The organism is Zooshikella ganghwensis, from assembly GCF_018263875.1.
Classification (GTDB): domain Bacteria; phylum Pseudomonadota; class Gammaproteobacteria; order Pseudomonadales; family Zooshikellaceae; genus Zooshikella; species Zooshikella ganghwensis.
In genome coordinates this window covers 42,131-68,485 of the sequence record NZ_JAEVHG010000010.1, presented here as the reverse complement: position 1 = coordinate 68,485, position 26,355 = coordinate 42,131, and the positions used below count along the sequence as shown (strand labels likewise).

The following is a 26,355-nucleotide window of genomic DNA, read 5'->3' as shown; positions in this document are numbered from 1 at the left end:
AACCAAACCATATAGTGCTACGAGTATATACTTATAATTATAGACAGCATTATAGCCTCGCTAGTTTGCGTTTGGATTAAATCCAGGGGAGGTGGATGATGGCTGAGTCACCCTCATCGGTAACTCAGAATACGGTTACTACCAAATATTGGCATGAACTGGAAGATGGACGTATTCAGTGTGATCTTTGCCCCCGACACTGTCACGTAAGAGAAGGGCAGCGAGGGTTATGTTTTGTTAGAGCTTGCGAAGACCACCAAATAAAGCTGGTCAGTTATGGCCGCTCTAGTGGTTTTTGTATTGACCCTATAGAGAAAAAACCACTCAATCACTTTTTACCTGGCACACCGGTTTTATCATTTGGCACAGCAGGTTGTAATTTAGCCTGTAAGTTTTGCCAAAACTGGGATATGAGTAAATCTCGTGAGATGGATACGCTGGCAGACAGTGCATCACCTCACCAGCTTGCTCAGGCTGCGAAGCGTTTGGGTTGTCGTAGTATTGCTTATACCTACAATGATCCTGTCATCTTTATGGAGTATGCACTGGATGTTGCGGCTGCATGTAAGGAGGAAGGAATACACTCTGTTGCCGTTACAGCAGGGTATATTTGTCCTGAACCCCGTGTTCCTTTTTTTGCTGCCATGGATGCGGCAAATGTCGACTTAAAAGGTTTTACCGAGCGATTCTATAAAAAGATTTGTGGTGGGGCATTAGCCCCTGTACTGGAAACGCTTGAGTATCTTTACCATGAAACAGACGTGTGGTTTGAAATTACCACACTATTAATTCCTGATGAAAATGATAGTGACGCAGAATTGCAAGAAATGACGCAATGGGTCGTTGAGCATTTAGGCTCTGAAGTACCTATGCACTTCACTGCTTTCCATCCTGACTGGAAAATGTTGGATAAACCTAGAACACCGGCTGCAACCCTTACTCGTGCCAGAAGCATTGCGATGCAAAATGGCGTACGTTATGCCTACACTGGGAATGTGCATGACTTACGAGGGAGCAGCACTTACTGTCATCAATGTGGCGAGTGTTTAATAGAACGGGACTGGTATCAACTGGGTGAGTGGCGGCTTGATGCTGCAGGTCATTGTTTAGGCTGCGGTACTGCTCTTCCTGGCAGGTTTGAGGCGCAGCCAGGTTATTGGGGGGCTATCCGCCAACCCGTTCGCTTAAAAGCAAGCTAAGCCTGTAAATTTTCGCAAGAAGTGAATTATTACAGGCTAACTGCGAATAACAATTAAAGGTCATGCATTCGAAGCATTGATAATACAAAGCGTTTTTTACGCTGTTTTTCTTGGTCTAATAAATTTTCAAGGGCATCTCTTGCTGCTGATGATTTACAGTGACTGGCTAATTGCTCGTAAAGGCTGATTAGTCGATCATCCAGCTCAAGTGCAATACGCATCACTTGTTCTTCACTTAAGTCGGGTGCGGGGGGCTGCTCTAGCTTAAGGAGTAGCGGGTCGTCCTGAATATCCTGAAACCAGGCATTTAGTACTCCATAGGGAGCATCTTTTTCGTATTGTAACAGCTCGTTACTGATATGACTTTCATGCTCAGCCAAGTAGTCGAGAATCAACTTTACGCGCTGCTGTAAGACAGTATCACTCAGTTGAGTATAGTATTCACCCATTTGCTGGTGTGCATTGATAAGATAATCGAGCACATCTTTTAATTGTTTAAACCGCATAGTAATTAACTCCACATCAATCCCTGAGTTTATTTAGCGTTGACGCTATTGGGTAATTTAATAGGTTTTCGTGAAGTTTTTTCCGTTATATACCCTTCCCGAATCATTGTTAAGGTTTGTTGTCGGCGCTCTTAAACACTAAAGATAGTGTGAATGCAGTTTATGCAGGAGCATTTAACTGCCACCCCAGTCACTTATTCATATAAGCTCATGGGGCTTCATCACTTGACGGCCGTCCTTAAAAACCCTTCGCTTGGGTATAGCTCAATTCATTGTCACATTGCATTGAGTCGTGAACATTCTTCAATGCCTCTTGTAACTATAGTGCAAAACATCGCGTGCTTGTTGCTGTCATAAGGGATTTTCGCTAGGGTGCTGACTCCTGAAAAAAGAGCAGGATTGATCATCTAGCAGTTAAAACATGGCGTTACAGTATAGAAAGTCTCGTCGTGTTTTTATTAAGAGGAGTCGTTGATGAGGCTGTGGCACTGGCTGGCATTTATAAGTAGTGTGTCAGTAGGACCGTTGTGGGTAGGGCAGTTAAACGTTGCTATGGCTGAGGAGGCTACTAGCACTGCAGAGCAAAATGCAATTCAGCATGAGTCAACACAACAGGATACTTGGAAAAATCCAACTAATTCACAGTGGATTCGCTATGCACAGGTATCACCAGATGGAAAGACCATTGCTTTTAGTGCTTATGGAGATATTTATACCGTAGGGATTGAAGGTGGTGTCGCCCAGCCTCTGACGGTCACAAATAGTTATGAATTTCATCCTGTTTGGTCAGCTGACAGTCAAACGCTTGCCTTTGCATCTGATCGTGCAGGTAACTTTGATATTTATGTGATGCCGGTAAAAGGTGGCTCTGCAAAACGACTTACTTTTCACAGTGCTGATGATATTCCTACTGATTTTATACAAAATGGTAAAGCCATTTTATTTAATTCTGCCCGACTAGATCATCCTGACAGTGCGCAGTACCCCAGTACCCGTTTTCCAGAGCTTTATCAAATAAGTGTTGAGGGAGGGTTGCCTAAACAATTACTGACGGTACCCGCACTCGAAGCACGGTTGGATAAAGCTGAAAAACGAATGTTATATGTTGATAAAAAGAGTGTAGAAAATCCATGGCGTAAGCATCAGCGTTCTGCTGCAACTCGAGATATATGGCTATTATCAGGAGATACTCAGCAGCAACTGACACAGTTTGACGGAAATGATATTTCGCCAATATGGAGTATTGATCAGCAAAGCATGTTTTATCTGAGTGAAGGAAGTGGCTCATTTAATGTTTGGCGAAAGTCATTTGATGATTCAGCTCCCCAGCAAGTTACATTTCATAAGACACATCCTGTCCGCTTTTTATCGCAGGATAATTCAGGCAACCTTGTTTACACATGGCATGGACAGCTTTTTCGTTTAGTAGAGGGAGAGCCGTCGCCTCAAGCGGTTGATGTTCAGTTTCGAAGTGATCGAGGGAACAGTTCATTTCAGCAGGGGATTGATCATGTGACTGAGTATGCACCATCGCCCAATGGCCGAGAAGTAGCCTATATTATGCGGGGCGATGTTTATGTTGCGGCACTGGATTACTCTACGATAAAGCGTATTACTGAAACACCTGAAGAAGAACAAGGATTGAGCTTTTCGCCTGATGGCAAAAGCTTAGTTTATGCCAGTGAGCGCCAAGGAAGCTGGAATATTTACCAAGTTACAAAACAACGTAGCAATGAATCATTCTTTTTTAGTAGTACAGTTTTAAAAGAAAAAGCAATTTTAGCCACTAAAGATGATTTAATGCAGCCGGCTTTTTCGCCTGATGGAAAATATCTTGCGCTGTTGTGCAACCGTAATGAAGTAAAGCTCTATCATTTTGAAACCAAAAAATTACGGACGATATTGGCTCCTGATTTTGCTTATTCTTACGAAGATGGTGACATGTGGTTTCAATGGTCTCCTGATAGTCAGTGGCTTGCATATCATTATGATGATGCACGTTGGATGAAAGAAGTGGGGCTCATTAAAGCAGATGGTAAACAACCACCGATTAATTTAAGCCTCTCTGGTTATGCTGATAGTTACCCAACCTGGGCTATGCAGGGTAATGCCGTCATTTGGGAAACAGCAAAGTATGGTCGCCGTAACCATGGCAGCTGGGGAGCTGATATGGATATGATGGCGGTTTTCTTGAATCAGCAGACCTTAAATGAGTTTGCCAAATCAGATGAAGACCGAGAGTTAGCCTTACAGGAGTCAGAAACTGAAGCGGAAAATGAAAATGCGGATGATCAATCAAAAGAAAAAAATAATGAGGACGAGCAGCAATTAAAAAAAATTCATGTCGAAAGAGATGGGTTGGATACCCGAATTCGACGTTTGACATTGCACTCATCTGAGTTGGCAGGAGGCTATTTAACCAATGATGGGGCAAAACTGTTTTACTTAAGTCGTTTCGAAGATGGTTTTGATTTATGGGTGCATGAATTTGAAAATGACAGTACCTATAAATTTATTGACCTTAATGCACATGATGTTGCATTTACAGTATTAGCCGATGAAACAGTGGCGATAGGATTATTAGATGGTCGATTATTTCAAATCGATTTAATCAACGGACAACTGACTCCAATAGAAACGTTTGTTGAAATTAAAACTCAGCCACAAGCAGAATATCAGTATTTGTTTGAGCATATCTGGCGGTTAATGAAAACCAAATTTTACCGTAAAGATATGCATGGTGTGGACTGGGATTTTTATTACCAAGCTTATCAGTCAAAGCTGACAAGTATCCATAATGGACAAGATTTTAGTGAGCTTGTCAGTGAAATGTTAGGAGAGCTGAATGCTTCTCATACCGGCAGTAGTTATCGAAGCCCGCAGCAAGGTGAACAAACAGGTTCGCTGGGCGTGTATTGGGAATGGGATGAGTCAGCGCAAGGTTTACGCATAAAAGATGTTTTACCTAATAATCCCTTTGTCTTAGCAGATAAGCCCATTCAGGTCGATGATTTGATCATTGCTATCAATGGTCAAATGTTAACAGCAAGCCAAAACCCTTATCAGCTGCTGAACCAGCAAGTGGGAAAACGGGTTTTAATAGAGTGGCGGCCTGCAGCAAATGATAAAAAATACAATCGCAGGTCGAAACCATCACCTAAGACCCAACAGCATGTGGTTAGACCGATGTCCCTTGCGGATGAAGAGTATTTAGCTTATCAGCGTTGGGTAACGCGGCAGCGTGAGATGGTGGAAAAGCATTCAGCTGGGCAAATAGGATATATCCATATCTTGCGTATGAATGATGCTAGTTTTCGTGAAACCTATGCGGAGATACTAGGACGCCAGCAATCACGAAAAGCGATGGTGATTGATACTCGTTATAATTTAGGAGGCTGGCTACATGATGATCTTGCGATGCTATTTTCTGGGCAGCGTTACTTGGAGTTTGTGCCACGTGGCCGAGTGGTAGGCTCAGATGCTCATCGTCGTTGGCAAAAGCCGTCAATTGTGGTCATGAATGAAGCAAATTACTCCGACGCACATATCTTTCCTTATGTATATAAAGAGCTAGGTCTAGGCAAACTGGTTGGGAGACCTGTACCAGGAACAGGAACGGCTGTGTGGTGGAAAACGCTTTATACCGAAGACATTACGTTTGGTATACCTCAGGTTGGTGTGAGAGGTATAGATGGACAGCTATTGGAAAATCAGGAGTTACGTCCAGATTACCCAGTGGCAAATACCCCTGATCAACTTGTTAAAGGGATTGATCAGCAGCTGTTAAAAGCGGTGGATGTTTTACTAGAGGGTGCCTCAAAGAGTAGAGGTGATTTTAAAGCTACTAAGCAGTAGCGGTATTTGTAGATATTATAAACAGGGAATGGTTCTTTAATTATTTGTTAATTGATTCGTTATATTTTGTGAAGAGAGTAGTATGCTCTCTTCACAACCCCTCCAAAATAGTTATTTCCATGTCTATATCCTTCACGAATGATTTCTAGGTTTTGTTATTTTCACTCCTCACCCCAATCACCTATTAATATAGGCTCATGGGGCTTCGTTACTCGATGGCCGCACCTAAAAACCATTCGTATTGGGTATATCTGACCCATTTTGGTTGCTTTTGTAATGGCTTGCTTCAAAAAAAAATAGAGAATTGCTTCTATAAAATAAGCGTTTTTGATTTCAGTTCTCAATGATTAATTAGGACACTTCAAACAAATTAAAAGACACTATACCGCTACTGAAATAAATTGCTTATTATTTACCCATACATAACTGGTACTAAATAAAAATTAAATCCAGTTATCTTTTTTTATTTTAATTACAGCAAATCTTATATATGCCAAATCAAGGGTATACCCAAAGAAGAGGATAAACAGACTCTTCAATTGTTGTTTTGCTGTATACATAGAGTCGTTCATAGTTGGATCGTAGGAAATTGAAGCAGGTATTAAGCATGGATATTCGCGGAATTACATCACAGTCAGTCTCTGTTCCATCTGAAGTCCTTTCTGTTTTGGGTGAATGGTGTGAGAGTGTACAGCAGCAACGTAAGCAGATTTTGGTATGTGATATACCTCAAGCAAAAGTTTTCATGATGCAAGAGACATATGCGCTTTTATCTAGAGTATTAGTGGATAAGGAAGTAGCATCTAGGGATGTTGAATCATTAAAGTACATTGCGCTTGACCATTGTAAAGGTAATCCGGAACAAGCGGATGCCAAAACCCGTCAGGTTATGCACTGGTTAAATAGCCGCCACTAAAAAAGTAGCGGCATGTCACTTGCTGTATCTGTGATACTTTTTTTAGCACCATTATTGTGTTGTTTTGCTGTGCTAGGATTAATTGATCACAGTCTTATCTTAGAACTGCTTGCGAATAAAATTCAAATCACCATTGCTACTTGTCTAGCTTTGGTGATAATGATGATTTTATTCTCAAAAGCGCCATTTGCTTACTCAGCCTATGCCTATCGAGGAATCTATACAGGGATTCCCGGTCTAGGATTGATGTTTATGGTACTACCTGGTATGGGCAATTATATAGCGCCAAGAGAGCGTGCCATCACTGCTGGATGCTGGTCATTACTTGGCCTCCTTATGATGTGTGCTCCGTTAGTGTTGCTTTTTTCAACAAGTCGTTAAAGATAGATTAGGCATCATTTACTCAATAATTGATACATTACTTACACCACTGCTTCTTCTTTCCTTTCTGGCACAACTTGCTGTGTATTTGTTTTGGGCATAGGTTCGTGTGTTTGGTTTTGGGTTTCTTGGCGGTGTGTTGCTAAATATGGTGGTGTTTGTTGAGGTTCTTCTTTATAAACAAATGCACGACGTGCGTTATGGAACGTTTGACTGTTAAAGCACTGCCACATTTGGCTTAGTTCTTTTGCTTCGTAAACTGCAAGTGGTTTATCACTTTCATCTGATTCCCTACGCTGTTGTTTCTGCTGCAGTTCGTGCTGCCAGTACTTGGCTTCTGATAGCTTCAGGCAAAAGTTATGAACTTGTTGCCAAAATAAATCTGAGCGTTCAGAAAGTACGGCATCAAATAATCCTAAGGCAAAACCACGTTGTGTTCCCACAGGGAGACATGCTTCAGTTAAATGATGTGCACACTCTTCACCAACGCGCTTTGGTAGCACATAGGTCCAATATTCAGAGCCATAGAGTCCCATAGGTTTGTAATAGGGGGTGGTAATGATGCCTTGTCTGGCAGCAACGTAGTCGCAGGCAAAAGCCATGACTGCCCCGCCCGCTCCAGCATTACAGTTAAGCGCTGCAACAGTTAACTTATCTGTCGTGGTTATGATGGCTTCCGTGACTTGATTGATCGCTTTAATATTTTGCCAAGCTTCATGGGATGGGTTGATAGCAGCTTCAATGGTGTTTAAGTGAATACCATTGCTCCAAAAATCTGTGCCACCTTTAAGAACAATTACCTGTGTTGGACGTTGGCACGCTGCTTTATACGCTTTTAATAAGCGTAAGCACTGTGCTGTTGAAAATGCGCCATTATGAAAATCAAATGTTAAATAGCCAATATTATCCTGTTCATAATAACTAATTTCTTGCCATGTATTGGGGTTAGGTGCTGGGAGCGTTTCTTGGGGGATATCTGGTACTGAGAGAAGCTGTTGGTCAAGCCACTGAGTAGCAGGTAGTTTATAAAAAGATTGGTTATCATGTGGTGCAGGCTTTAAGTGAGTTATCCATAACGCTGCATCTCTTGTAGCTCGACAAATGGCTCCGTGGCGTGTGGCAATAATATCGCCTGGCGTATCACCTTTAAGGGTACGCTCGACATGAGCCCCATAAAGATAAAAGAGCTGTCCCTGAATTTCATCAAGAACCCCTGGACAACTATCACCTGCATATAATTTGCGTAGAAGGGTTTCAGTATCATCAACCAGCCAGTTTAAGTGGCGATGGGGCTGTCGCATAAGAGGGTGCCATTCACCTTGTTTGACTGAAGATAAATTATATTTTTTAGGGGCAGAGCCATGCTGTTGGTAGGTAACTAGTGCATTATGAATTAGGTGGCTGGCTGTGTTGGTAACTTCGCGACGGTAAAGTGAAGCTTTATAGGTTTTTCGAGCAGGAAACAGTTCATACCCCCAAATAGCGCCAGCGTCAAACTCAGCATTAGCTTCAATTAGGGTGACTCCCCACTGTGGCTGCTGCTTAATAATAGCCCAGTCGAGTGAGGAGGGACCACGGTCACCTGGAATACCGGGATGTATTATCCAGCATAAGTAATTTTGCCAGATAACATCAGGGATTCGTTGTTTCAAAAAAGGACAGATGACTAATTCAGGGTGGAAAAGCTTAACCGCATCCAACATGTGTCGTCTGCTTAAAGCAAGCTCTAAGCTGACCTCATGGCCTGAGGTCAATAACTCTTCAAAAATGCGTTGGGTAAGTCCGTTAAAAGCAGTGGCAAACAGTAAAATACGCATGACCTATTAATTCCATTTAATCTTTACCCATTAAGGTGAACTTATTGACATACCTTACTCTGGGTATAAGAGCATAGTATTAGTGGTATCAATGAAAACACCTTAGTTTTTGTATATCTAGTAAAAAGCCTGGGATTATAGGTATCAAGAGTAAATATAAGTATGATATAGAGCAATGAAAAAACAACTGTCACCATTTTTCATACTGAAATAGTATTTAGCCTCATTTTTAAAAAAAGATAAATAGAATTTGGGCCACGCTTAATAAACAATAGAGATATTACGATGACCAAACGACTACTTTAACTCAATACTATCTCGGTAGCTTGGGACACAGCACTTCCATCCCAGTTGGTCTTTGATTTTAAGTCGTAAACTATCTGCGGCAGCAGGCTCTCCATGAGTAATAAATGTACATTTTGGTGGGGATTTTATCATTTTTAACCACGCCAAAATGTCTTTATAGTCACCATGAGCAGAAAAGTTATCTAAGTGGTGTATTTCTGCTTTGATAGGGTAGTATTTTCCATGAATTTTGACTTGGTCTACACCATTAATCATCGACTCACCTCGGGTGCCAGGTGCTTGAAAACCAACAAATACAATACTGTTACGATAGTTTCCACAAATTGCTTTTAGATGGTGTAAGACTCGCCCTCCACTTGCCATACCGCTTGCAGAAATAATAACACACGGAAACTGACGTGTATTGAGATCTATAGATTCAGCAACAGTTTTAACATAGTGAGTATATTGATCAATTCGACTGCAATCTGTAGCAGTCAACTTCAGCTCATGGTGAAAACGTTGATAGATTTCTGTTGCTGAAATGGCCATGGGACTATTTAAAAAAACCGGGATTTTATTAATTCTGTTTTTTTCAATAAGCTCTGCAACCAGGTGTAGAATTAATTGGGCACGGCCAACTGCAAATGCAGGAATGAGCACTATCCCGCCACGGTTGGTTGTCTTTGTTATAATTTTTTGTAAAACATCAAGTGCATCAATGGGATCGTGAAGCCGGTCGCCATAAGTAGACTCAGTTACTAAATAGTCAGTTGTATTGATAGGCTCAGGATCATACATCATTAAGTCTTGATAGCGGCCAAGATCTCCCGTAAAAGTGAGGGTTGTATTGGTTGAAGCTGATGTTAGCTGAACGGCACTTGCACCTAATATATGACCGGTTGGACTAAAACTTAATTGCAAGTCGCCAGGCAGTGCAAGTGGTGAATGGTAAGCGCAAGAACGAAACTGTTTTAGGCTGTGTTCTGCATCTTTTTCAGTATAAAGTGGAAGTGCGGGTTTATGTTTAGAAAAACTGTATTTGTTGGCAAAGCGAGCATCTTCTTCTTGAAGAAAACCTGCATCAGGAAGCAGAATTTTACAAAGTTCATGAGTTCCTTCAGTACAAAAAACTGGGCCTGTAAAACCATTTTTAACTAAAGCCGGTAAATAGCCCGAGTGATCAATGTGAGCATGGGTCAGGATAACGGCATTTAATTTAGAAACAGATATAGGAGGTACGATCCAGTTGCGTTCACGAAGGTATTTAACACCTTGGTATAAGCCACAGTCGATCAGGTAGGTTTGTTGATTGTGCTCAAGTAAGTATTTGCTGCCAGTAACTGTATTCGTAGCACCCAAAAAAGTTAATTTCACAAGGTTGCCTCAAATGCGTAATGCAGTTTTGTTTAGCTTTTATGAACTGTTTTTAGTCTATACCCTGTTTGTTGTTTATATCCAGTAATTTAAACTAGACTTTACATTTTTATTTGCAAAAACTCTGTAGTAACGTGTTATAAACTTTATTTTAAATAACGCTGTAGAATCCCTAAAACTACTGGAAAGTAGCGACAGAATGTAGACCATACTAGGTTAAAGGGAATGTAATTATGGACAGTACTAGTGACTTTTTGCATTTACATCGATTAGGTGTAGATACACATCAAGAGCCTGTTGTATATATGCGGCGTGACTGCCATGTTTGTCATGCGGAAGGCTTTAATGCGCAATCACGTATAAAAATAATGACAGATCATCATTCGATCATTGCTACATTAAATATTGTCGACAGTGAAATAATTTCTCATCAGCAAGCGGGATTATCTGAAACCGCATGGCGTTTATTGCAAGCACAGGAAGGTGAGGTGGCTACCTTTGGTCATGCAAAACCCGTAGAGTCAACTGCATTTGTGCGAGGCAAACTGTTTGGCAAATTATTAAATGATGAGTCTGCCTACAGTATTGTGCAAGACATTCGTGAGGGCCGCTATTCGGATATTCAGCTGGCGGCTTATATTACCGCATGTGCTGGACAAGGTTTAAACGTTAACGAAGTGATTGCCATTACTAAAGCCATGGTGGCAACTGGCAAGCGGTTTCAGTGGTCAGGGCAAGAGGTTTTTGATAAACACTGCGTGGGTGGTTTACCAGGATATCGTACGACACCTATTGTGGTTGCAATTGCCAGTGCCTGTGGACTCATCATGCCTAAAACATCATCTCGTGCGATTACTTCCCCAGCAGGTACTGCTGACACGATGGAAGTGATGACGCCGGTTACACTTAGTTTTGAGCATATGCGAGAAGTTGTTGAACAACATGGCGCCTGTTTGGCCTGGGGGGGATCAGTCAATTTAAGTCCTACGGATGATGTCGTCATTCGTGTTGAACGGGCACTTGATATTGATAGTGAAGGCCAGCTAGTTGCATCCGTTCTCTCCAAAAAAATTGCGGCAGGTGCAACTCAGGTATTAATTGATATTCCCATTGGGCCAACCGCTAAAATTAGAACACAGGAGGCGGCAGCTCATTTACAAAAATTGATGGTAGCAACGGGAGAGGCATTAGGCATTAAAGTTCATGCGATTACCTCCGATGGCACACAACCGGTTGGCAGAGGAATTGGTCCAGTACTGGAAGCAAGAGATGTGCTCACGGTTTTACGCTGTGAACCAGAAGCACCTACCGATCTTGCAGAACGCTCTCTGGTTTTGGCAGGAGCACTACTAGAATTGGCACATAAAGCGCAGCCAGGAGAAGGCTTCAAGTTAGCTCAAAAAACCTTATGGTCGGGTAAGGCTTTGGATAAATTTATGGCTATTTGTGAATCTCAGGGAGGTTTTACTGAGCCTGAACTTGCTGCACAGCAACACACAATTACCGCCTCTCAGCATGGCATTATTTCTTATATCGATAACCGTTTTATTGCACGTCTTGCTCGTTTGGCTGGCGCGCCTGAAGTTAAGGCGGCAGGTGTAGAAATGCATGTTCGCTTGGGTGACGCTGTCGAAGTAGGTCAGCCCCTGTTTACCTTACATGCAAACGCACCTGGCGAACTAGCGTATGCACTGGATTTTTTGCAGCTACATCCAGAAGCCGTGCGCATTGAAGAGGAGTATTTATGACGTCAGTGATTGTTTATAACTTTTTAGCACCTGATGCATTGTTTCAGGATTGTCTGGAAGTTTCTGGTTGCAGTCCGGGAGAGCTGGTTTTACATCAGTTTCCTGATGGCGAAAGCTATGTTCGTGTCATGACTGAGTGCAAGGGGCATGCTGTTGTTGTGTTGGCTGACTTATACCAGCCTGATACTAAATTACTGCCGCTACTTTTTTTACTTAGCACACTTAAGGAGCTAGGGGCTTTGAAGGTTGGGCTTGTTCTGCCTTATTTACCCTATATGCGTCAGGATGATCGCTTTAAATCGGGTGAAGCGATTACTTCAAAGACCTTTGCCAAGTTGCTTAGCCAGTATGCTGACTGGCTGATAACCGTTGATCCTCACTTACACCGTTACCATTCCCTGGATGAAATATATTCCCTTGAAACAAATGTGGTGAGCAGTGCAGAGAGTCTGGCTGAATGGATAGATCAACAGGTGGAGAAGCCCTTGCTGATTGGGCCAGACAGTGAAAGCGAACAGTGGGTTAGTTCGGTGGCAACCGCGTTTCAATTACCCTGGCAAGTTTTAAGTAAAGAGCGTTTTGGTGATAGAGATGTTCAGGTATCCGCACCAGAAGTCGCTGACTATACTGATTTTACCCCAGTGTTGGTTGATGACATTATTTCAACAGGCCATACCATGCTGTCAGCTATTCAGCAGCTAACAGACCAAGGAATGCGAAAAGCAGTGTGTATGGGGGTTCATGGTGTTTTTGCGCCAGGCGCTGAAGCACTGCTGCAGAGTGACTTGGTTGCTCAGGTAGTGACCTGTAATACGGTTATTCATGAAACAAACCACATTGATATTTATCCACTGCTTGTGAATGCCATTGCCTTACAGTTGAGCAAGGATAATGACTGATAGCCACCAGGATATTCAACGGATTCAACTGGAGCATAAAGCTGATTTGTATCGGCACAAAGCACCAGAGTTTGCACACTGGGCTGCAGGTTATGGTGTGATTAAGCATCAAGCGCAGACCCAGGTCAGAGTGTATGAGTTGATTGATATGCTGGCCGTGGAAGGCTTAATCACCGATAAATCTCATGCTTACAAGTTATTAAGTGCAGCAGACCGTGTTGCCAGTGCAGCGATGTGGCTTGTAGTGCATATGTCTTATACACGCCGGATTTTTCTTGATGGCCGTGACTTACGCAGTTTCGATTTTAAGCCGCAACCGAAAGGTTTTTTGGGTGGGGCACTTAATATGGTGCCTGCGTATGTAGGTTATATGGCTATTAACGCCCTCAGTGGAATCACCCGCAGTTGGGTAATGGAGCAAGGACATTGTGTTGCGGCGATTGATGCGGTGAATGTACTGTTGGGTAATCTCAAGCCTGCTCAAGCTGAACGCTATCAAATGACAGAAGAAGGTTTGAGTAAACTGGCTGCAGATTTTTATGCTTGCGAGCTTACTCCTGAGGGCATACAAAAACTGCCTATCAGCAGCCGAGTCAGTGTTCATACTGCAGGTGGTATGAGTGAAGGTGGATACTTGGGGGTGACTGGACTGCAGTATATGCATCAGCCATTACCAGGAGAACGTCTGGTTGCTTTTTTAAGTGATGGCGCGTTTGAAGAGCAACGAGGTAGTGATTGGGCACCCCGTTGGTGGCGGGCAGAAGATACTGGGTTAGTCATGCCTGTGATGATTGCCAATGGTCGCAGGATTGATCAGTGCACAACTACAGCGTTGTCAGGCGAGTGCAGTTGGCTAGAGCAGTATTTATGGCATCAGCATTATGACCCACTCATTATTGATGGTACTGATCCGGCGGCTTTTGCCTGGTCACTGTATGAAATGGAGCAGCGCTTAGGCACACGAGGAGAAGCATTGCTGCATGGCAAAGGACGTTACCCCGTGCGACTGCCCTATACCATTGCAGTGACCACTAAAGGTTATGGCTTTGCGGGAGCCGGCACGTCTAGAGCACATACTTCTCCGTTAGAGCATAATCCAGCAAAAGATGCTGAAGGTGTAAGTGAATTTAACACCAGTGCTAGGCGATTATGGGTGCCTTTAGTTGAACTTTTACAGTCAATTGCATTATTAAACAATCATGAGTTAACGGAACGGCCTCGTGAAGCAGACAGTAATACATTGCAAATGCCTATTAAGGTGGTCATGCCAGAGCTTTTCTGGTTACAAAACCTGGAAGCGGAAAAGTCTTCAGTTGCTGCATTTGATTTAAGCTTTGCCCACTTAGCTAAAATTAATCCACAGCTTCGGGTTAGAGTCGGAAACCCTGATCAGTTACAAGCAAACCATCTTTATCAAACCCTTGATTTCCTTCGTCATCGAGTGTGCGATCCTCACCCGGGCCAGCCGGAAGCAGTGAATGGCTCAGTCATTACGGCTTTGAATGAGGAAGCCGTAGTTAGTGCCGCGTTAGCCAATGCGAAGGGGTTAAATCTGGTGGTCAGTTATGAGGCATTTGCTACAAAGATGCTGGGCATTTTACGGCAGATGTTGACCTTTAACCGCCGAAAAAAACAGGCTGATATGCCTATTCATGAGTTATCAATGGGTTTGTTGCTTACATCTTTGGTTTGGGAAAATGGTGAGCATGAGCACTCTCATCAGGACCCAACCTTTGTTGATGCACTGATTAATGAGCCAGCTGATATTGCACGTGTTGTCTTTCCTCTTGACTGGAATTGTGCTTTAGCGACACTAGAACAGCTATTTCAAAGCCATGGTCAGCTTTGGACGATGGTTATGGCAAAAACACTTCAGCCGCAGTATTTATCAATGAACCAGGCATGTCAGCTGGTGAGTGACGGAGCAATTTGTCTGAAAGGAAATGCTGATGAATCACTACAGTTGGTGGCGATTGGTAGCTTTCAGCTGGCTGAAATTATGAAAGCCTCAGTGCGATTAGCAACGGCAAGTATAGAGCATAGTGTGGTCTATATTTTTGAACCAGGACGTTTAAGAGAAGGTCGCGATCGCTGGGAGAAAAAACACCAACTGTCAGCCGAATATGTTCAGCGTATTTTTGGCTCATTACCAGAATATAGGTTATTTGTGGTACATGGTCATCCTGAACCTTGGCTGGCAGTATTACGTACCTTGGATTTAGGGCCTGAGCGGACTCGAGCATTGGGTTATATTAACCATGGAGGAACACTCGACACACCAGGTATGTTGTTTGCTAATAAAACCAGCTGGGCACATATTCTTTTTACGTTGATTGGTATGATGGATTTAAATGTTCATGACTTGTTATCGGCAGATGAAGTCCTTGCGGTGCAGGGGCGTGGTAATCCAAAGTTAATTACTGATCCTGCGATTCATGATCATTCCCTGCCACAGGAGGACTAGGAATAATTTTTTTTGATTTACTTTTAAGGGTGTTATCGTTGCCATTCAAAGTAGCGGCCAGTGCCATTTCATGAAGCTTCGCAATAGCTATACCATTGACGGTGTTTGCTGGAAAGGTACCTCGACTATCCTGATGCCCTACCTCTCGCCCGGTTAATATTTCCAGCGCTTGGTTTACAGTTTCTACTGCATAAATATGGAATTTATTGTCTTCTACTGCATTAATGACTGACTTTTTAAGTACCAGATTTTTTACATTGCTACGAGGAATAATGACACCTTGTTGATGGCTTAAGCCCCGAGCATTACACAATTCAAAAAAGCCTTCAATTTTCTCATTGACCCCGCCTACTGCCTGTACGTCACCATATTGGCTGACTGAACCGGTTAAAGCGAAACACTGACGCAGGGGGATACGAGTCAGTGCTGAAATTAAGCAGCAAAGTTCTGCAAGTGAGGCACTATCCCCATCAATAAAACCATAAGACTGCTCAATAGCAATATTGGCTGAAATGGCTAAAGGAAAATGCCGAGCATACATATATCCTAAATAACCTGCCAAGATCATGACACCTTTGGAGTGAATGGACTGACCTAAGTTAACTTCCCGTTCAATATCAACAACACCTTGAGAACCGGGAAATACCGTTGCTGTGATTCTGGCAGGGGTACCAAAGCTGGTATTACCGGTGTCCAATACCGTAAGGCCATTGACTTTACCAACAGATTTACCTTCTGTATTGATGATGATGGTATCATCTAACATTTGCTCACGAATAAGTAAGCTAATACGGTTAGTGCGGTGTTCTTGAGCGGCTAATGCTTGCTCAATATGATTTTCTTCAATTAATTTTTCATCAGTCAGTGAGCGGATATATTCTGCTTCACATAACAAATCAAAAATATCACGAAAACGTGCAGATAAGTGATGTTTACTGCTGATGAGTCGGGCGCTGTGGTTCGCGAGTCGAGCGACAGCAGCCGATGATAGTGGAGAGTATCCTTCACGATTAATAAATGTTTGCATGAGTGCTGCAAAAGCTTCTAATGAATCACTGTTGAGTGGAATACGCTCATCAAAGTCGACCAGCACGCGAAACATTTTACGAAAGTCTGCATCCAATTCTTCAAGTAAATAGTAAATTTCTCGTGTGCCTACCAAAATAACTTTGATATTGAGTGGCAGTGTTGCAGGACTCAGGGTGATCGTGTTGATAACCCCTAAGTCAGCATAGGCTGACTCCATACGTAATTGTTTATCTTTAAGTGCTCGTTTAAGTGCTTCCCACACAAAAGGTTCCGTGAGCAGTTTATCTGCTTCAATAATCAGATAGCCGCCATTCGCTTTATGTAATGAACCAGGGCATATTTGCTGATAGTTAGTGATCATGGTGCCTTGATCATTAATGTACTCAATGCGACCGAAAAGGTTTTTATAGCTGGGGTGTGACTCATGAATAACAGGCGCACCTGCCTCTGGGATATGTGTGACGAGCAGGTTAGGAGACAGCAGCTCATTTAATGCAGCTTTTTTTTCTGCATCAGTACGTGGTGTTTCTTCATCAGCAAGTTGTTCTACAACAATGGTATGTAGCTGTTCCTGCATTTGCTCAAGGTAATGAATTACACCAGGTATTATTCGATACTTTTCTTTGAGTGGCCTGATTAAGGGGGCAAGTGCGCGATTAATCGTTTTTCGGTTGAGTTTTCTCAGCTTGTCATTTGATTCTCGTTTCCATTGAGGCAAGCTGAGCAGCGACTCATTGAGCAATTCTTCGAGCTGGCCGATGGTTTGGTGAAAGTGTTCACGCTCAAGTTCAGGTAGTTGGGCAAACTCCACTTCATCTAATGTTTTACCCTCGCGCATAGGGGTAAAACTAATGGTGGTGGTATCGCGATAAAGAGCAATGTTATGTTTGTGGGCTGCACGCTCAACAGTGTCAATCGCTTTGTCATAGCGTTGGTTAAATTCCAGTTCAATATTACTTTTTTGCTGTTGATAACTCGGGTGTTCAAAAACAGCAGGGAAGGTCGCTAATAAATTATCCGTTAGCTGATCAATATCTTTTTTTAAAATTTGCCCTTCGCCTGGCGGGAGTTCAAGCGCAATAGGATTACGTATATCATTGAAGTTATTGACATAAATGTGGTCGGGTGGTGCGGGCTTGCGTTTTGCTTCTCGTTGTAAGAACTCAAGGACATAAGAACTACGGCCGGTACCTGACTCGCCCATGACAAATAAATTATACCCTGAGTGTGGTATACCTACACCAAAATGAAGCGCTGCAATGGCTCGATCTTGACCGAGTATTCCCACAAATGGCTTGATTTTAGAGGTATTAGCAAAAGGGAAGTCTTTATCTGTAATAAAGGTGTGTATTGCACTGGCAGGAAGCTTAAAGCGATCAGGACTTTTTTTATTAGCCATAGTGTTAGCATATTATTTGCGAAGATATCTTTTCAGTGTAAAACTCACTGACGCAATAATGCAACTTGAGAAGCTGGGAAAATGGACTTCGTTAATGAGCGAATATCCATTGTAGGAATTATGTCTCTGTGAAGGTGTGATTATAACGATATTTCATAAATGTGATGCCTGGAGATAACACTAAGCGCCAAGCCAGTTCAATTTCATCACTATAATCAGGATCAAATTTACGTAGAGTTGCCATAAGTGCTTCTAACCATAAGTCATACCAAACAGGCTTGATATTGAGATGCTTATGGTCATGGAGTTGGGCAATTTTTTCTAAGTAGTCAGCTGCATTATTGGTGGCGTAAAAAGTGAGTAGCTTATAAAACGACTTTTCTAACATACGGCGCTGGTGAGACATTTCGGTATTGACAAAACGTGCAGCTATCTCTGGTGAAGTAGCCATGAAATGCTCATAAAATGCCTCAAAAAAGGTTTGTTGGTTTCGGCGTATTTTTCGTACTCGCTCATAACTTTCATCAAAGATGCGCTCATATTCCGACATAGTTTCAGTTTGACTGTAGCTGAGTCCAAATGGAATGGTATTAAACATGGCATGGATTTTTCAGTTAATGATGAATAAAAAGTCCGATCTTGCTGCATTTAATACAGAAAAGCATGAACAATTAAAAGAAAATGCAGCAGGTTTATTTATCTTTCACCACAAAGCTCGATGATCCAGCCACAGACGATTAAAATCCGCTTGTTTTGTCATTTTGACAATACAGAAAACAGAAATCAATGACATGGTAGGTCACCGTAATATTGTTACCTGCTAATTTATGCTTTGGGACTTCATCGCTTGATACCTGACGGGTTCTACTGAAAATCTTTTGCTGTGGATAGTCGTCATTAACATACCTAAGTAAACCTCCGTGTTTATACTGATTAGGCAAGGACTAAGTCGCATGCAATCAGCTGAAAAAGCCATTGAAAAAAAGTATTAATGGAAACCACTTAATTTACCTTTTACGTCAACAAGTATGAGACTAAAGCATGTAAAACATATCCTGTGGTCATGCTTTAGGTAAATTAAACGCAGGGACCTACCTACAAACTAGTTCATTCAAAATTTATCTGTAGCGAAATTGGCTGATTTGAGTGTAGGTAAAAGAAAAGACGTGAAAATGAGTAAATCAGGCTATGATTATATATAGCTGTTGTTATGACTATAGCGTTTTAGGGTGGATATGGTATTGCCATGCTTTTGGGGTTGCCAAAGTGATTGTTATAAGACGAAAGAGGGGTTGATGTATATCAAAAAAATGAAGTCTTTATGCACTTAGAGTGTTAGCAAAAAGAGGAGGTTAAAATGACTGATGCTGTTGTTGTAGGTGGTACATTAGCCATTGGTGGAATGGTTGTGATTGTTATTGCAGGGTTACTGATTGGAGCATTAGTTGCTATAGCCGATAGTCGTGTTAAACGTCCTGACCACTAATTGCTTAAAATAAAGAAATTAGTTTCTAGGCAAGGCTTTCTAGAAATATTCCCATGTGCTTCCTGCTTGCACAGGGCAACCGCATATAATTCCATTTTAAAAAAACACTTTTGGCAGCGTTGTTGTTCAAAGTCTGCATGACACCCTGCAAACATGTCGTAAACTCTTCCTTGGAGGCTAAGATGTAGCCTCCATTTGGCAAACGGTTCGACACATCTTCCTCAAGTTACAGTTTTGCTAATAGCCTTTTTTAAATACGATTAGTGTCAAATATCATAGCTACTTTTTGCGTATTGGTAAGGTTTATATTTTTCAATAATTATTTATATATACCCAATACGAATGGTTTTTAGGTACGGCCGTCAAGTGATGAAGCCTCTGGGCAAGTTTACTGCTGTGAAACTTGCGGTAGCCACTTTAATTGATATAACAGCGCTGCTGGGCGGTTATATTAATAAGTGACTGGGGTGAAGAGCGAAGGCAACAAACCCTACTAATGTGTCGGGAACACATTAGAACAGCTTCGCTGGCCCGTTAGGGTGAGCGCTATGGATAGCGCACATAAAATTGATTCGCGAAGGGTATAACAAAACCTAGAAATCATTCATGAAGGGTATATTTAATTATTATTGCCTATTACATTTGTGGAAAGAACCCCGCTAGAAAATAAAAGATTTTTCAAGATGAAAATTATAAAATATGTAAATCGAGGTTTCGGATAATAATTTCGTGCAGTAAATAATTATTTTTAAGTTGTTTTTAGTTGTGTAGTGCTGCTGTGAGTTTCTTGCTACAGTAAAGGTACTGTCGTTTCATATTTTGGGCGTTGGGTATAGACTAAAAGCTAATTGTTTACTTAAAGCTCAATGTATATAATCAGTGACTTTATAATAACCATTTGTTAAGTGGATTATTATAAGGACAATGTATATCCACGGTCGGGGTGTACACTTTGATTTTATTGGGAAGATTTGTTGTATAAGATAGAGTTAAGTCATTAATGATTTTATAACTTACTTTAAATCTTATATACCCAAAGCGAAGGATTTTTAGGGGGGGGCTGTCAAGCGATGAAGCCCCATGAGCTTATATGAATAAGTGACTGGGGTGGCAGTTAAATGCTCCTCGGCAATAGCTCCTGCATTGCTCTACTATATGACATCCATGTCATTATGCGTAAAATGCATTCCCACTGTCTTTGGTGGTGAAGAGCGCTGACAACAAACCCTAAAATTGATTCGCGAAGGGTATACAACGATAAATGTATTATTGACGTTGTGTTTAGGAAGTAACATGCAGTTGGAAACACCATATAAAACCCCTTCAGCTATGGATACAGCAGTTGAAGAGATTGCTACTTATAGCCCAAAAGTTTTTGCGAGTGAAGGCCGTATCGGACGGCTGCGCTTTTTAGTTTATTCTATGCTGTATCAGTTTTTACTTGCGCTTATATTTGGAATCTCTGCAGGTATTATCTCCACTATAGATAAATCTTCAGTTGGTGAGATGCCAATTATAATAGGCGCCCTTATTGGTTTAGTTGTGATTGTGAGTATATGGGTGGCTTTAGTACCTGTTAAGCGACGATTACATGATATGGATTGCACTGCATGGTGGGCTATTATCTATTTTATTCCTTTAATTCAGTTTATCTTCTATTTGGTATTATTATTTGCTCCTGGTACTGCGGTAAGTAATCGTTTTGGGCCAAAGCCAGATAAAAATTCTATTCCTATTATTGTGTTTGGTCTGATATTTCCACTATTAACCTTTGGCATTGGTGTTGCGGCTGCGTTGGCTATTCCTGCGTATAACGATTATGTGCAAAGGCTACAACAGTAAGCCTGGTTGCCGCATTCTTGCGGCAACTGTTTCAACCTATACCCTTCACGAATCATTTTTATGTGCGCTATCCATAGCGCTCACCCTAACGGGCCAGCGAAGCTGTTCTAATGTGTTCCCGACACATTAGTAGGGTTTGTGTCAGCGCTCTTGACCACTAAGGACAGTGGGAATGCAGTTTATGCCAGTGCCGCTCCTAAAAACCCTTCATTTTGGGTATACATTCATCCAGTTCAACCTACATTATCCAGTTTTTTTAGTGAGCAGGACACCTGTTTCAATGTGGTCAGTGAAAGGGAATTGGTCAAATAGGGCCAATCGTTGTATTTCGTGGGTTTGTGCTAACGTTGTTAAATTGTGCTGTAATGTAGCGGGGTTACAAGAAACATAAATAATATGCTTAAACCGCTGTACAAGTTTTTCCGTTTCGGCGTCCAAGCCTGCCCGAGGCGGATCAACAAAAATCGTATCTAAATTATAGTCATCGAGACTGATGTCTTTTAAACGACGGAATGCACGTTCACGATTCATTGCCTGGGTAAATTCTTCACTGGACATTCGTGCAATGACAACGTTATTTATTTGATTACTTGCTAAGTTATGTAAGGCCGATTTAACAGACACCTTAGATATTTCAGTGGCTAATACTTTGGGAAATAAGTGGGCTAATGCAACTGTAAAATTGCCATTACCGCAATAAAGCTCAACCAAGTCACCAGAGCAGAAGCTGGCAGATGCTTGTGCCCATTCAAGCATTTTTTCACAAATGAAGGCATTGGGTTGCGTAAATGAGTTTTCGACTTGTTGATAATAATAGTGCTGGCCATTAACCGTTAGCGTTTCTTCAATGTAATCTGAATCTATGCAGAGCTTTTGTTTGCGGGCTCGACCAATAATATGGCTATTGAGTTTTTGGTTTAATCGTTTAGCTTCTTCTTGCCACTGTTGTTCAAGCTGGCGATGGTAAATCAAGGTGATACAGCTTTCACCTGTCTGGCTAGTGAGAAACTCAATTTGGAATAGTTTGCGTCGTAGTGCTTCAGAGTGATTGATTTCCGCCAAAAGCTTGGGCATCAATGTTTGAATAGTTGGCGATCCAGCAGGAAATGTTGAAACCTCGTAAGGCTCATTTTTATTCCCTGGTTTAAACATGGCGTAAAAACAGCGGTCCTCGTTATGCCAGATACGAAATTCAGCTCGCATTCGATATTGGGTAGGCTTTGAAGGAAACACCTCAATTTCAGGTATATTAAATGCTGCAAATAGTGAGCGAAGACGTTCGACTTTATTTTGCAATTGATCCTGATAACGTTGATTGAGAGATACTGCCTCTGGCATAACGACTTAATCCACGATTAATTAAATAAAACCAGCTTAATCACAAACAGCCCTGATAATACAAGCATTGCTGGACTCATAGTGCGCCAATGACCACTACATAATTTGACAACAGCATAGGAAATAAAGCCCAGTGCAATCCCGTTAGAGATAGAAAAGGTTAAAGGCATAGTGAGTGCTGCTATGGTAACCGGTGCTGCTTCAGTAATGTCTTGCCAATCAATATGCGCAAGTCCGCCTGTCATTAACACTGCAACAAAAAATAACGCAGGGGCTGTAGCGTAGGCAGGCACTGTATTCACTAAAGGAGAAAAGAACAGGCTGGCCAAAAATAAAACACCAACTACGACAGCGGTAAGACCTGTTCTGCCTCCAGCACTAATGCCTGCAATACTTTCAATGTAACTGGTTGTTGTTGAGGTGCCTAGCATTGCACCGGCCATTGTGGCACTTGAATCGGCCATGAGGGCACAACCTAGCCTTGGTAATCTACCTTTTTCATCAAGTAATTCACCTTTTTGAGCAACAGCGATGAGGGTGCCTGATGTATCAAATAGATCTACAAATACAAATGCAAAGATGATGCTTAAGAGTCCAACATCCAGTGCGTCACGAATATTCAACTCTAGTAGCGTAGGCATTATGCTGGGGGGAAGCGCAACAATGCCTTGGTATTCTGTTTCGCCGATAATAATACTGAGTAAGGTGATGACTAAAATACTGAGCATAACTGCACCAGGTACTTGTCGATGAGTCAGGGCGATGATCATGATAAAGCCCATTGCTGCTAGTAGCACAGAAGATGCGTGAACATTACCTAGGGTAACAAAGGTAGCTGGGTTGTCAGCGATAAAGCCTGCATTTTTTAAGGCAATAAAACCAAGAAATAAGCCAATACCGGCAGCGATACCCACACGGAGTGAGTGAGGAATGCTGTGGATAATCCATTCGCGAATTCTAAATGCACTGAGTAAAAAGAAACAGCATCCTGAAAGAAACACTGCACCCAGTGCAACTTGCCAGCTATAGCCAAGTTGTCCGACAACGGTGTAGGTAAAAAAAGCATTTAACCCCATACCAGGTGCAAGTGCGATTGGGTAATTCGCAAAAAAGCCCATAATGAAACAACCCAGTGCTGCAGCTAAGCAGGTAGCCACAAAAACGGCTCCTTGATCCATTCCGGCGCTAGCTAACATATTGGGATTAACAAAGATTATGTATGCCATCGTCAGGAAGGTTGTAAAACCTGCCACTAACTCACGGCGAGCGGTTGTGTTGTGTTCTTTTAGGCGAAATAAAGCCTCTAACATGGTAAAACCCCGGTACTTCACGATCTAAATGGCTAACTGGGCGCCAAGCAGCTCCCCTCGAATGCATAACTTTGCTTTGAGCTTTAGGCTCTGTGCCAAATCCATCATGATCTTGCGGCGCGAATAGTACCTGAAAATTGAGCAGTTGGATAATTTTTCTCCATCTGGTTGCACTTTGAAATAATAAGAATGTAAGAAATGACCTCAAAGCAGATGTGTAAGTTGCTGTCAGGTGGAATCAAGAAAGTCCGTAGTAAGGTAAAGAAATAAACCTAGGCATACTGCATTTGGGGGTGCTTCGCCTAGGGTTGATTAAAAAATATACGATTTGTAGAGCCGTTGATGAATACCGTTGTTGGCAAGGTTAACCAACGATAATTCACAAGGTTATCCACAGGTTCTGTGGAATAATGTGACAGGCTTAACCGACTTTGAGGTCAACTGTTTAATAAAAAAGTATTATGAAAATACGCACTTATACATATTTTTTCAGGTAATGTCACAATCTTGACGTGTAATTGTCATTATGGCAGTAGCCTACTCTCTAAGTTATCCACAAAAGATTCACAGAAACTTTAAGAAGAAAAGTACTATTGTTTTCAGTTTGGTTTTATCCACAACTTAAGGGATTAAGCTTTATCTGATTTTGTAGCCTATAACAGTTGTTATAGGTTTTATGAAAATCATGTAGTAATCTGGACAACTTGGCGCAATGTGTATGCAATTCACTTTAGGTTGTGCATTGACGACAATCGTTGTTTTGACAGTGTAGCGAGATATGTAAGTTACAATAAGGCATTTTCTTCTGTTTGGTGAGTAACAAAATAACTGTGTGAATGATGTTATGAAAGGTGATATCCCTCAATATCAGAAAATAAAGCACTCTATCTATCAAGGCATTCGTGAAGGACGTTATCCTCGTGGTGGGAAAGTGCCTACTGAATATGAGCTTATGGCAATATTCAATGTAAGTAGGATGACGGTAAATCGTGCAATTAGAGAACTTGTTGGTGAAGGTATCTTGGTTCGATATGCGGGTGTGGGGACTTTCGTGACCGACTTAAAGCATGAATCCCCTTTAGTAACAGTTCGAAATATTGCAGTTGAAGTGCAAGAGCGAGGACATCAATATCATGCCCAAGTGCTTTCTTTAGCTGAAGTTTTAGCAGATGAAACAGTTGCTGTTCAGTTAGGTGTTCCGCTTGATACACCAGTTTTTCATTCTGAGATTGTGCATTTCGAAGAAGGAGTGCCTATTCAGTGGGAATACCGTTATGTTAATGCGGCAAGTGTTCCCTATTATTTAGAGCAGAATTTTGAGCAAACGACACCTAATGAGTATCTTAGCATACAGTGCCCTTTAACTAACATTGAGCATACCGTTGAGGCTGTTCTACCCTCAGCAGAAGAAGCTAAATTATTGCAAATTGATCCAGCAGAGCCTTGCTTACTTTTACACCGGAGAACGTGGTCTGATAAAAAACTAATTAGTTGGGCCAAATTATTACATCCAGGTAGCCGTTATAAATTAAGATCCAAAAGTGTAAATGAGTAAAGGGGTTTTCATAAAACTAAACATTGAACAATGAATGTATACCCTTCACGAATGATTTTTAGGTTTTGTTATCTTCACTCCTCACCCCAATCACCTATTAATATAGGCTCATGAGACTTCGTCACTCGATGGCCGCACCTAAAAACCATTCCTATTGGGTATAAAAAGAATAAAAGCATACTAAATAGATATGGTAATAATTCTGCAGCTTAATTGTCATTAGTTAGGCATAATATTAGTTCTGTGAGGTCGATGGGTGATTTAGATGTCCCAAACAAAACAGGACCTGGCCAAGCTAGGTCCTGTCCTTAACAATCATCCATTTAGATGCCAATGGATGTGTAACTTATTTTTTTGAAGATTAATTCACTTTTCCATAGTCGTACCAAACTGCTTCGATATTGTGACCATCAAGGTCATAGACAAATGCTGCATAATAACCAGCCCAGTAGTCACGGTAGCCAGGGCTGCCATTATCAGTTGCGCCGGCTGCTAATGCAGTATGATAAAAAGCTTCTACTTCTTTTTGATTATTGGCCTCGAAAGCAAGATGAATCGGTATGACGGTATTCATATACACTATCCAGAAATCAGTATTCTTTCCATCATTGAAACCAGCAGCCTCACCGAATTCCATGTTGTTTTTATAGCCGAGTGGTGCGAGAGCCTGAGTGTAAAATGCTTTTGACTTCTTATAGTCACTGACAGGTAGTGTCGTATGAGCAATCATATTGAGTTCCTTGGTCCATTTAATTCGTCGAGTAGTGCAGAAGTTATTAGGGCCTGTTAACACTAATTGAACCACCACTGCCGTAGACTATTTTTCCACCTGGCAAGGCACAAGGAATGCCGTGTAGTCATTCTACATAAGTGACTTGTAACGCTGCTAGGTGGAAAAATAATCACGGCCCGAAGGGTTATGATGGTAAAAGCACTACTCGTTGTTGCT

At 41.7% G+C, this 26,355-nt stretch carries 19 protein-coding genes; 11 read left to right on the top strand and 8 right to left on the bottom strand.

The annotated features are described in order from the left end of the window. Window positions 1-95: 95 nt before the first annotated feature. Window positions 96-1,199: an AmmeMemoRadiSam system radical SAM enzyme gene (amrS, locus tag KHS79_RS14680; RefSeq protein ID WP_233468439.1), complete on the top strand. Its 1,104-nt coding sequence runs from the start codon at window positions 96-98 to the stop codon at window positions 1,197-1,199. 53 nt (window positions 1,200-1,252) lie between these two features. On the opposite strand, the gene KHS79_RS14675 is transcribed toward amrS, so the two are convergent. Continuing rightward, the gene (locus tag KHS79_RS14675) at window positions 1,253-1,705 is read right to left on the bottom strand and encodes a ferritin family protein (RefSeq protein WP_212719965.1); all 453 of its coding nucleotides are present in this window, start codon (window positions 1,703-1,705) and stop codon (window positions 1,253-1,255) included. Window positions 1,706-2,179: 474 nt separating this feature from the next. On the opposite strand from KHS79_RS14675, the gene KHS79_RS14670 reads away from it, so the two are divergent. The 3 genes from KHS79_RS14670 to KHS79_RS14660 all read left to right on the top strand — a co-directional run bounded on the left by KHS79_RS14670 (window position 2,180) and on the right by KHS79_RS14660 (window position 6,857). Beyond that, entirely contained in the window at window positions 2,180-5,560 is a 3,381-nt protein-coding gene (locus tag KHS79_RS14670; protein ID WP_212719963.1) for a S41 family peptidase, read from the top strand. Window positions 5,561-6,167: 607 nt separating this feature from the next. After that, complete coding sequence (locus tag KHS79_RS14665; protein ID WP_027708079.1) at window positions 6,168-6,476, top strand: hypothetical protein; 309 nt, start codon at window positions 6,168-6,170, stop codon at window positions 6,474-6,476. A 12-nt stretch (window positions 6,477-6,488) separates the two neighbouring features. After that, window positions 6,489-6,857, top strand: coding sequence for a hypothetical protein (locus KHS79_RS14660; RefSeq protein WP_212719961.1), 369 nt, complete (start codon window positions 6,489-6,491; stop codon window positions 6,855-6,857). Between the two features lie 41 nt (window positions 6,858-6,898). Here the strand turns inward: KHS79_RS14660 and KHS79_RS14655 are convergent, their stop codons facing one another. Then, window positions 6,899-8,674, bottom strand: coding sequence for a hydrogenase maturation protein (locus KHS79_RS14655; RefSeq protein ID WP_212719958.1), 1,776 nt, complete (start codon window positions 8,672-8,674; stop codon window positions 6,899-6,901). Window positions 8,675-8,971: 297 nt separating this feature from the next. Further along, window positions 8,972-10,336, bottom strand: coding sequence for an MBL fold metallo-hydrolase RNA specificity domain-containing protein (locus KHS79_RS14650; RefSeq protein ID WP_212719957.1), 1,365 nt, complete (start codon window positions 10,334-10,336; stop codon window positions 8,972-8,974). A gap of 233 nt (window positions 10,337-10,569) precedes the next feature. On the opposite strand from KHS79_RS14650, the gene KHS79_RS14645 reads away from it, so the two are divergent. Genes KHS79_RS14645 through KHS79_RS14635 form a run of 3 tightly spaced genes read left to right on the top strand, consistent with a single transcriptional unit; the run spans window position 10,570 to window position 15,447 of the window. Further along, window positions 10,570-12,084, top strand: a complete 1,515-nt coding sequence (locus tag KHS79_RS14645; RefSeq protein WP_212719956.1) for a thymidine phosphorylase family protein — start codon at window positions 10,570-10,572, stop codon at window positions 12,082-12,084. Then, entirely contained in the window at window positions 12,081-12,983 is a 903-nt protein-coding gene (locus tag KHS79_RS14640) for a ribose-phosphate diphosphokinase (protein ID WP_212719955.1), read from the top strand. The genes KHS79_RS14645 and KHS79_RS14640 overlap by 4 nt, the downstream gene beginning before the upstream one ends. Beyond that, window positions 12,976-15,447 carry a phosphoketolase family protein gene (locus tag KHS79_RS14635; protein ID WP_212719954.1) on the top strand — a complete coding sequence of 824 codons (2,472 nt, stop codon included), beginning with the start codon at window positions 12,976-12,978 and terminating at the stop codon, window positions 15,445-15,447. The genes KHS79_RS14640 and KHS79_RS14635 overlap by 8 nt, the downstream gene beginning before the upstream one ends. Here KHS79_RS14635 and KHS79_RS14630 read toward each other — a convergent pair. Further along, window positions 15,401-17,875, bottom strand: a complete 2,475-nt coding sequence (locus KHS79_RS14630; protein ID WP_212719952.1) for a Lon protease family protein — start codon at window positions 17,873-17,875, stop codon at window positions 15,401-15,403. The genes KHS79_RS14635 and KHS79_RS14630 overlap by 47 nt on opposite strands. A gap of 118 nt (window positions 17,876-17,993) precedes the next feature. Further along, window positions 17,994-18,473, bottom strand: coding sequence for a globin (locus KHS79_RS14625; RefSeq protein ID WP_233468438.1), 480 nt, complete (start codon window positions 18,471-18,473; stop codon window positions 17,994-17,996). Here KHS79_RS14625 and KHS79_RS26120 point away from each other — a divergent pair. From KHS79_RS26120 to KHS79_RS14620, 3 genes are all read left to right on the top strand, one after another. Continuing rightward, window positions 18,472-18,597, top strand: a complete 126-nt coding sequence (locus KHS79_RS26120; RefSeq protein WP_267910747.1) for a hypothetical protein — start codon at window positions 18,472-18,474, stop codon at window positions 18,595-18,597. The genes KHS79_RS14625 and KHS79_RS26120 overlap by 2 nt on opposite strands. Before the next feature lie 635 nt (window positions 18,598-19,232). Continuing rightward, window positions 19,233-19,361, top strand: coding sequence for a hypothetical protein (locus KHS79_RS26115; RefSeq protein WP_267910746.1), 129 nt, complete (start codon window positions 19,233-19,235; stop codon window positions 19,359-19,361). Between the two features lie 1,293 nt (window positions 19,362-20,654). Next, window positions 20,655-21,203: a DUF805 domain-containing protein gene (locus KHS79_RS14620; protein WP_212719950.1), complete on the top strand. Its 549-nt coding sequence runs from the start codon at window positions 20,655-20,657 to the stop codon at window positions 21,201-21,203. 243 nt (window positions 21,204-21,446) lie between these two features. Here the strand turns inward: KHS79_RS14620 and trmA are convergent, their stop codons facing one another. Continuing rightward, entirely contained in the window at window positions 21,447-22,541 is a 1,095-nt protein-coding gene (trmA, locus tag KHS79_RS14615) for a tRNA (uridine(54)-C5)-methyltransferase TrmA (RefSeq protein ID WP_212719948.1), read from the bottom strand. A 17-nt stretch (window positions 22,542-22,558) separates the two neighbouring features. Beyond that, entirely contained in the window at window positions 22,559-23,851 is a 1,293-nt protein-coding gene (locus tag KHS79_RS14610; protein ID WP_212719947.1) for an NCS2 family permease, read from the bottom strand. A gap of 844 nt (window positions 23,852-24,695) precedes the next feature. Here KHS79_RS14610 and hutC point away from each other — a divergent pair. Then, complete coding sequence (gene hutC / locus KHS79_RS14605) at window positions 24,696-25,406, top strand: histidine utilization repressor (protein WP_212719945.1); 711 nt, start codon at window positions 24,696-24,698, stop codon at window positions 25,404-25,406. Between the two features lie 361 nt (window positions 25,407-25,767). Here the strand turns inward: hutC and KHS79_RS14600 are convergent, their stop codons facing one another. After that, window positions 25,768-26,136, bottom strand: coding sequence for a VOC family protein (locus tag KHS79_RS14600; RefSeq protein ID WP_212719943.1), 369 nt, complete (start codon window positions 26,134-26,136; stop codon window positions 25,768-25,770). Between the last annotated feature and the right edge of the window lie 219 nt (window positions 26,137-26,355).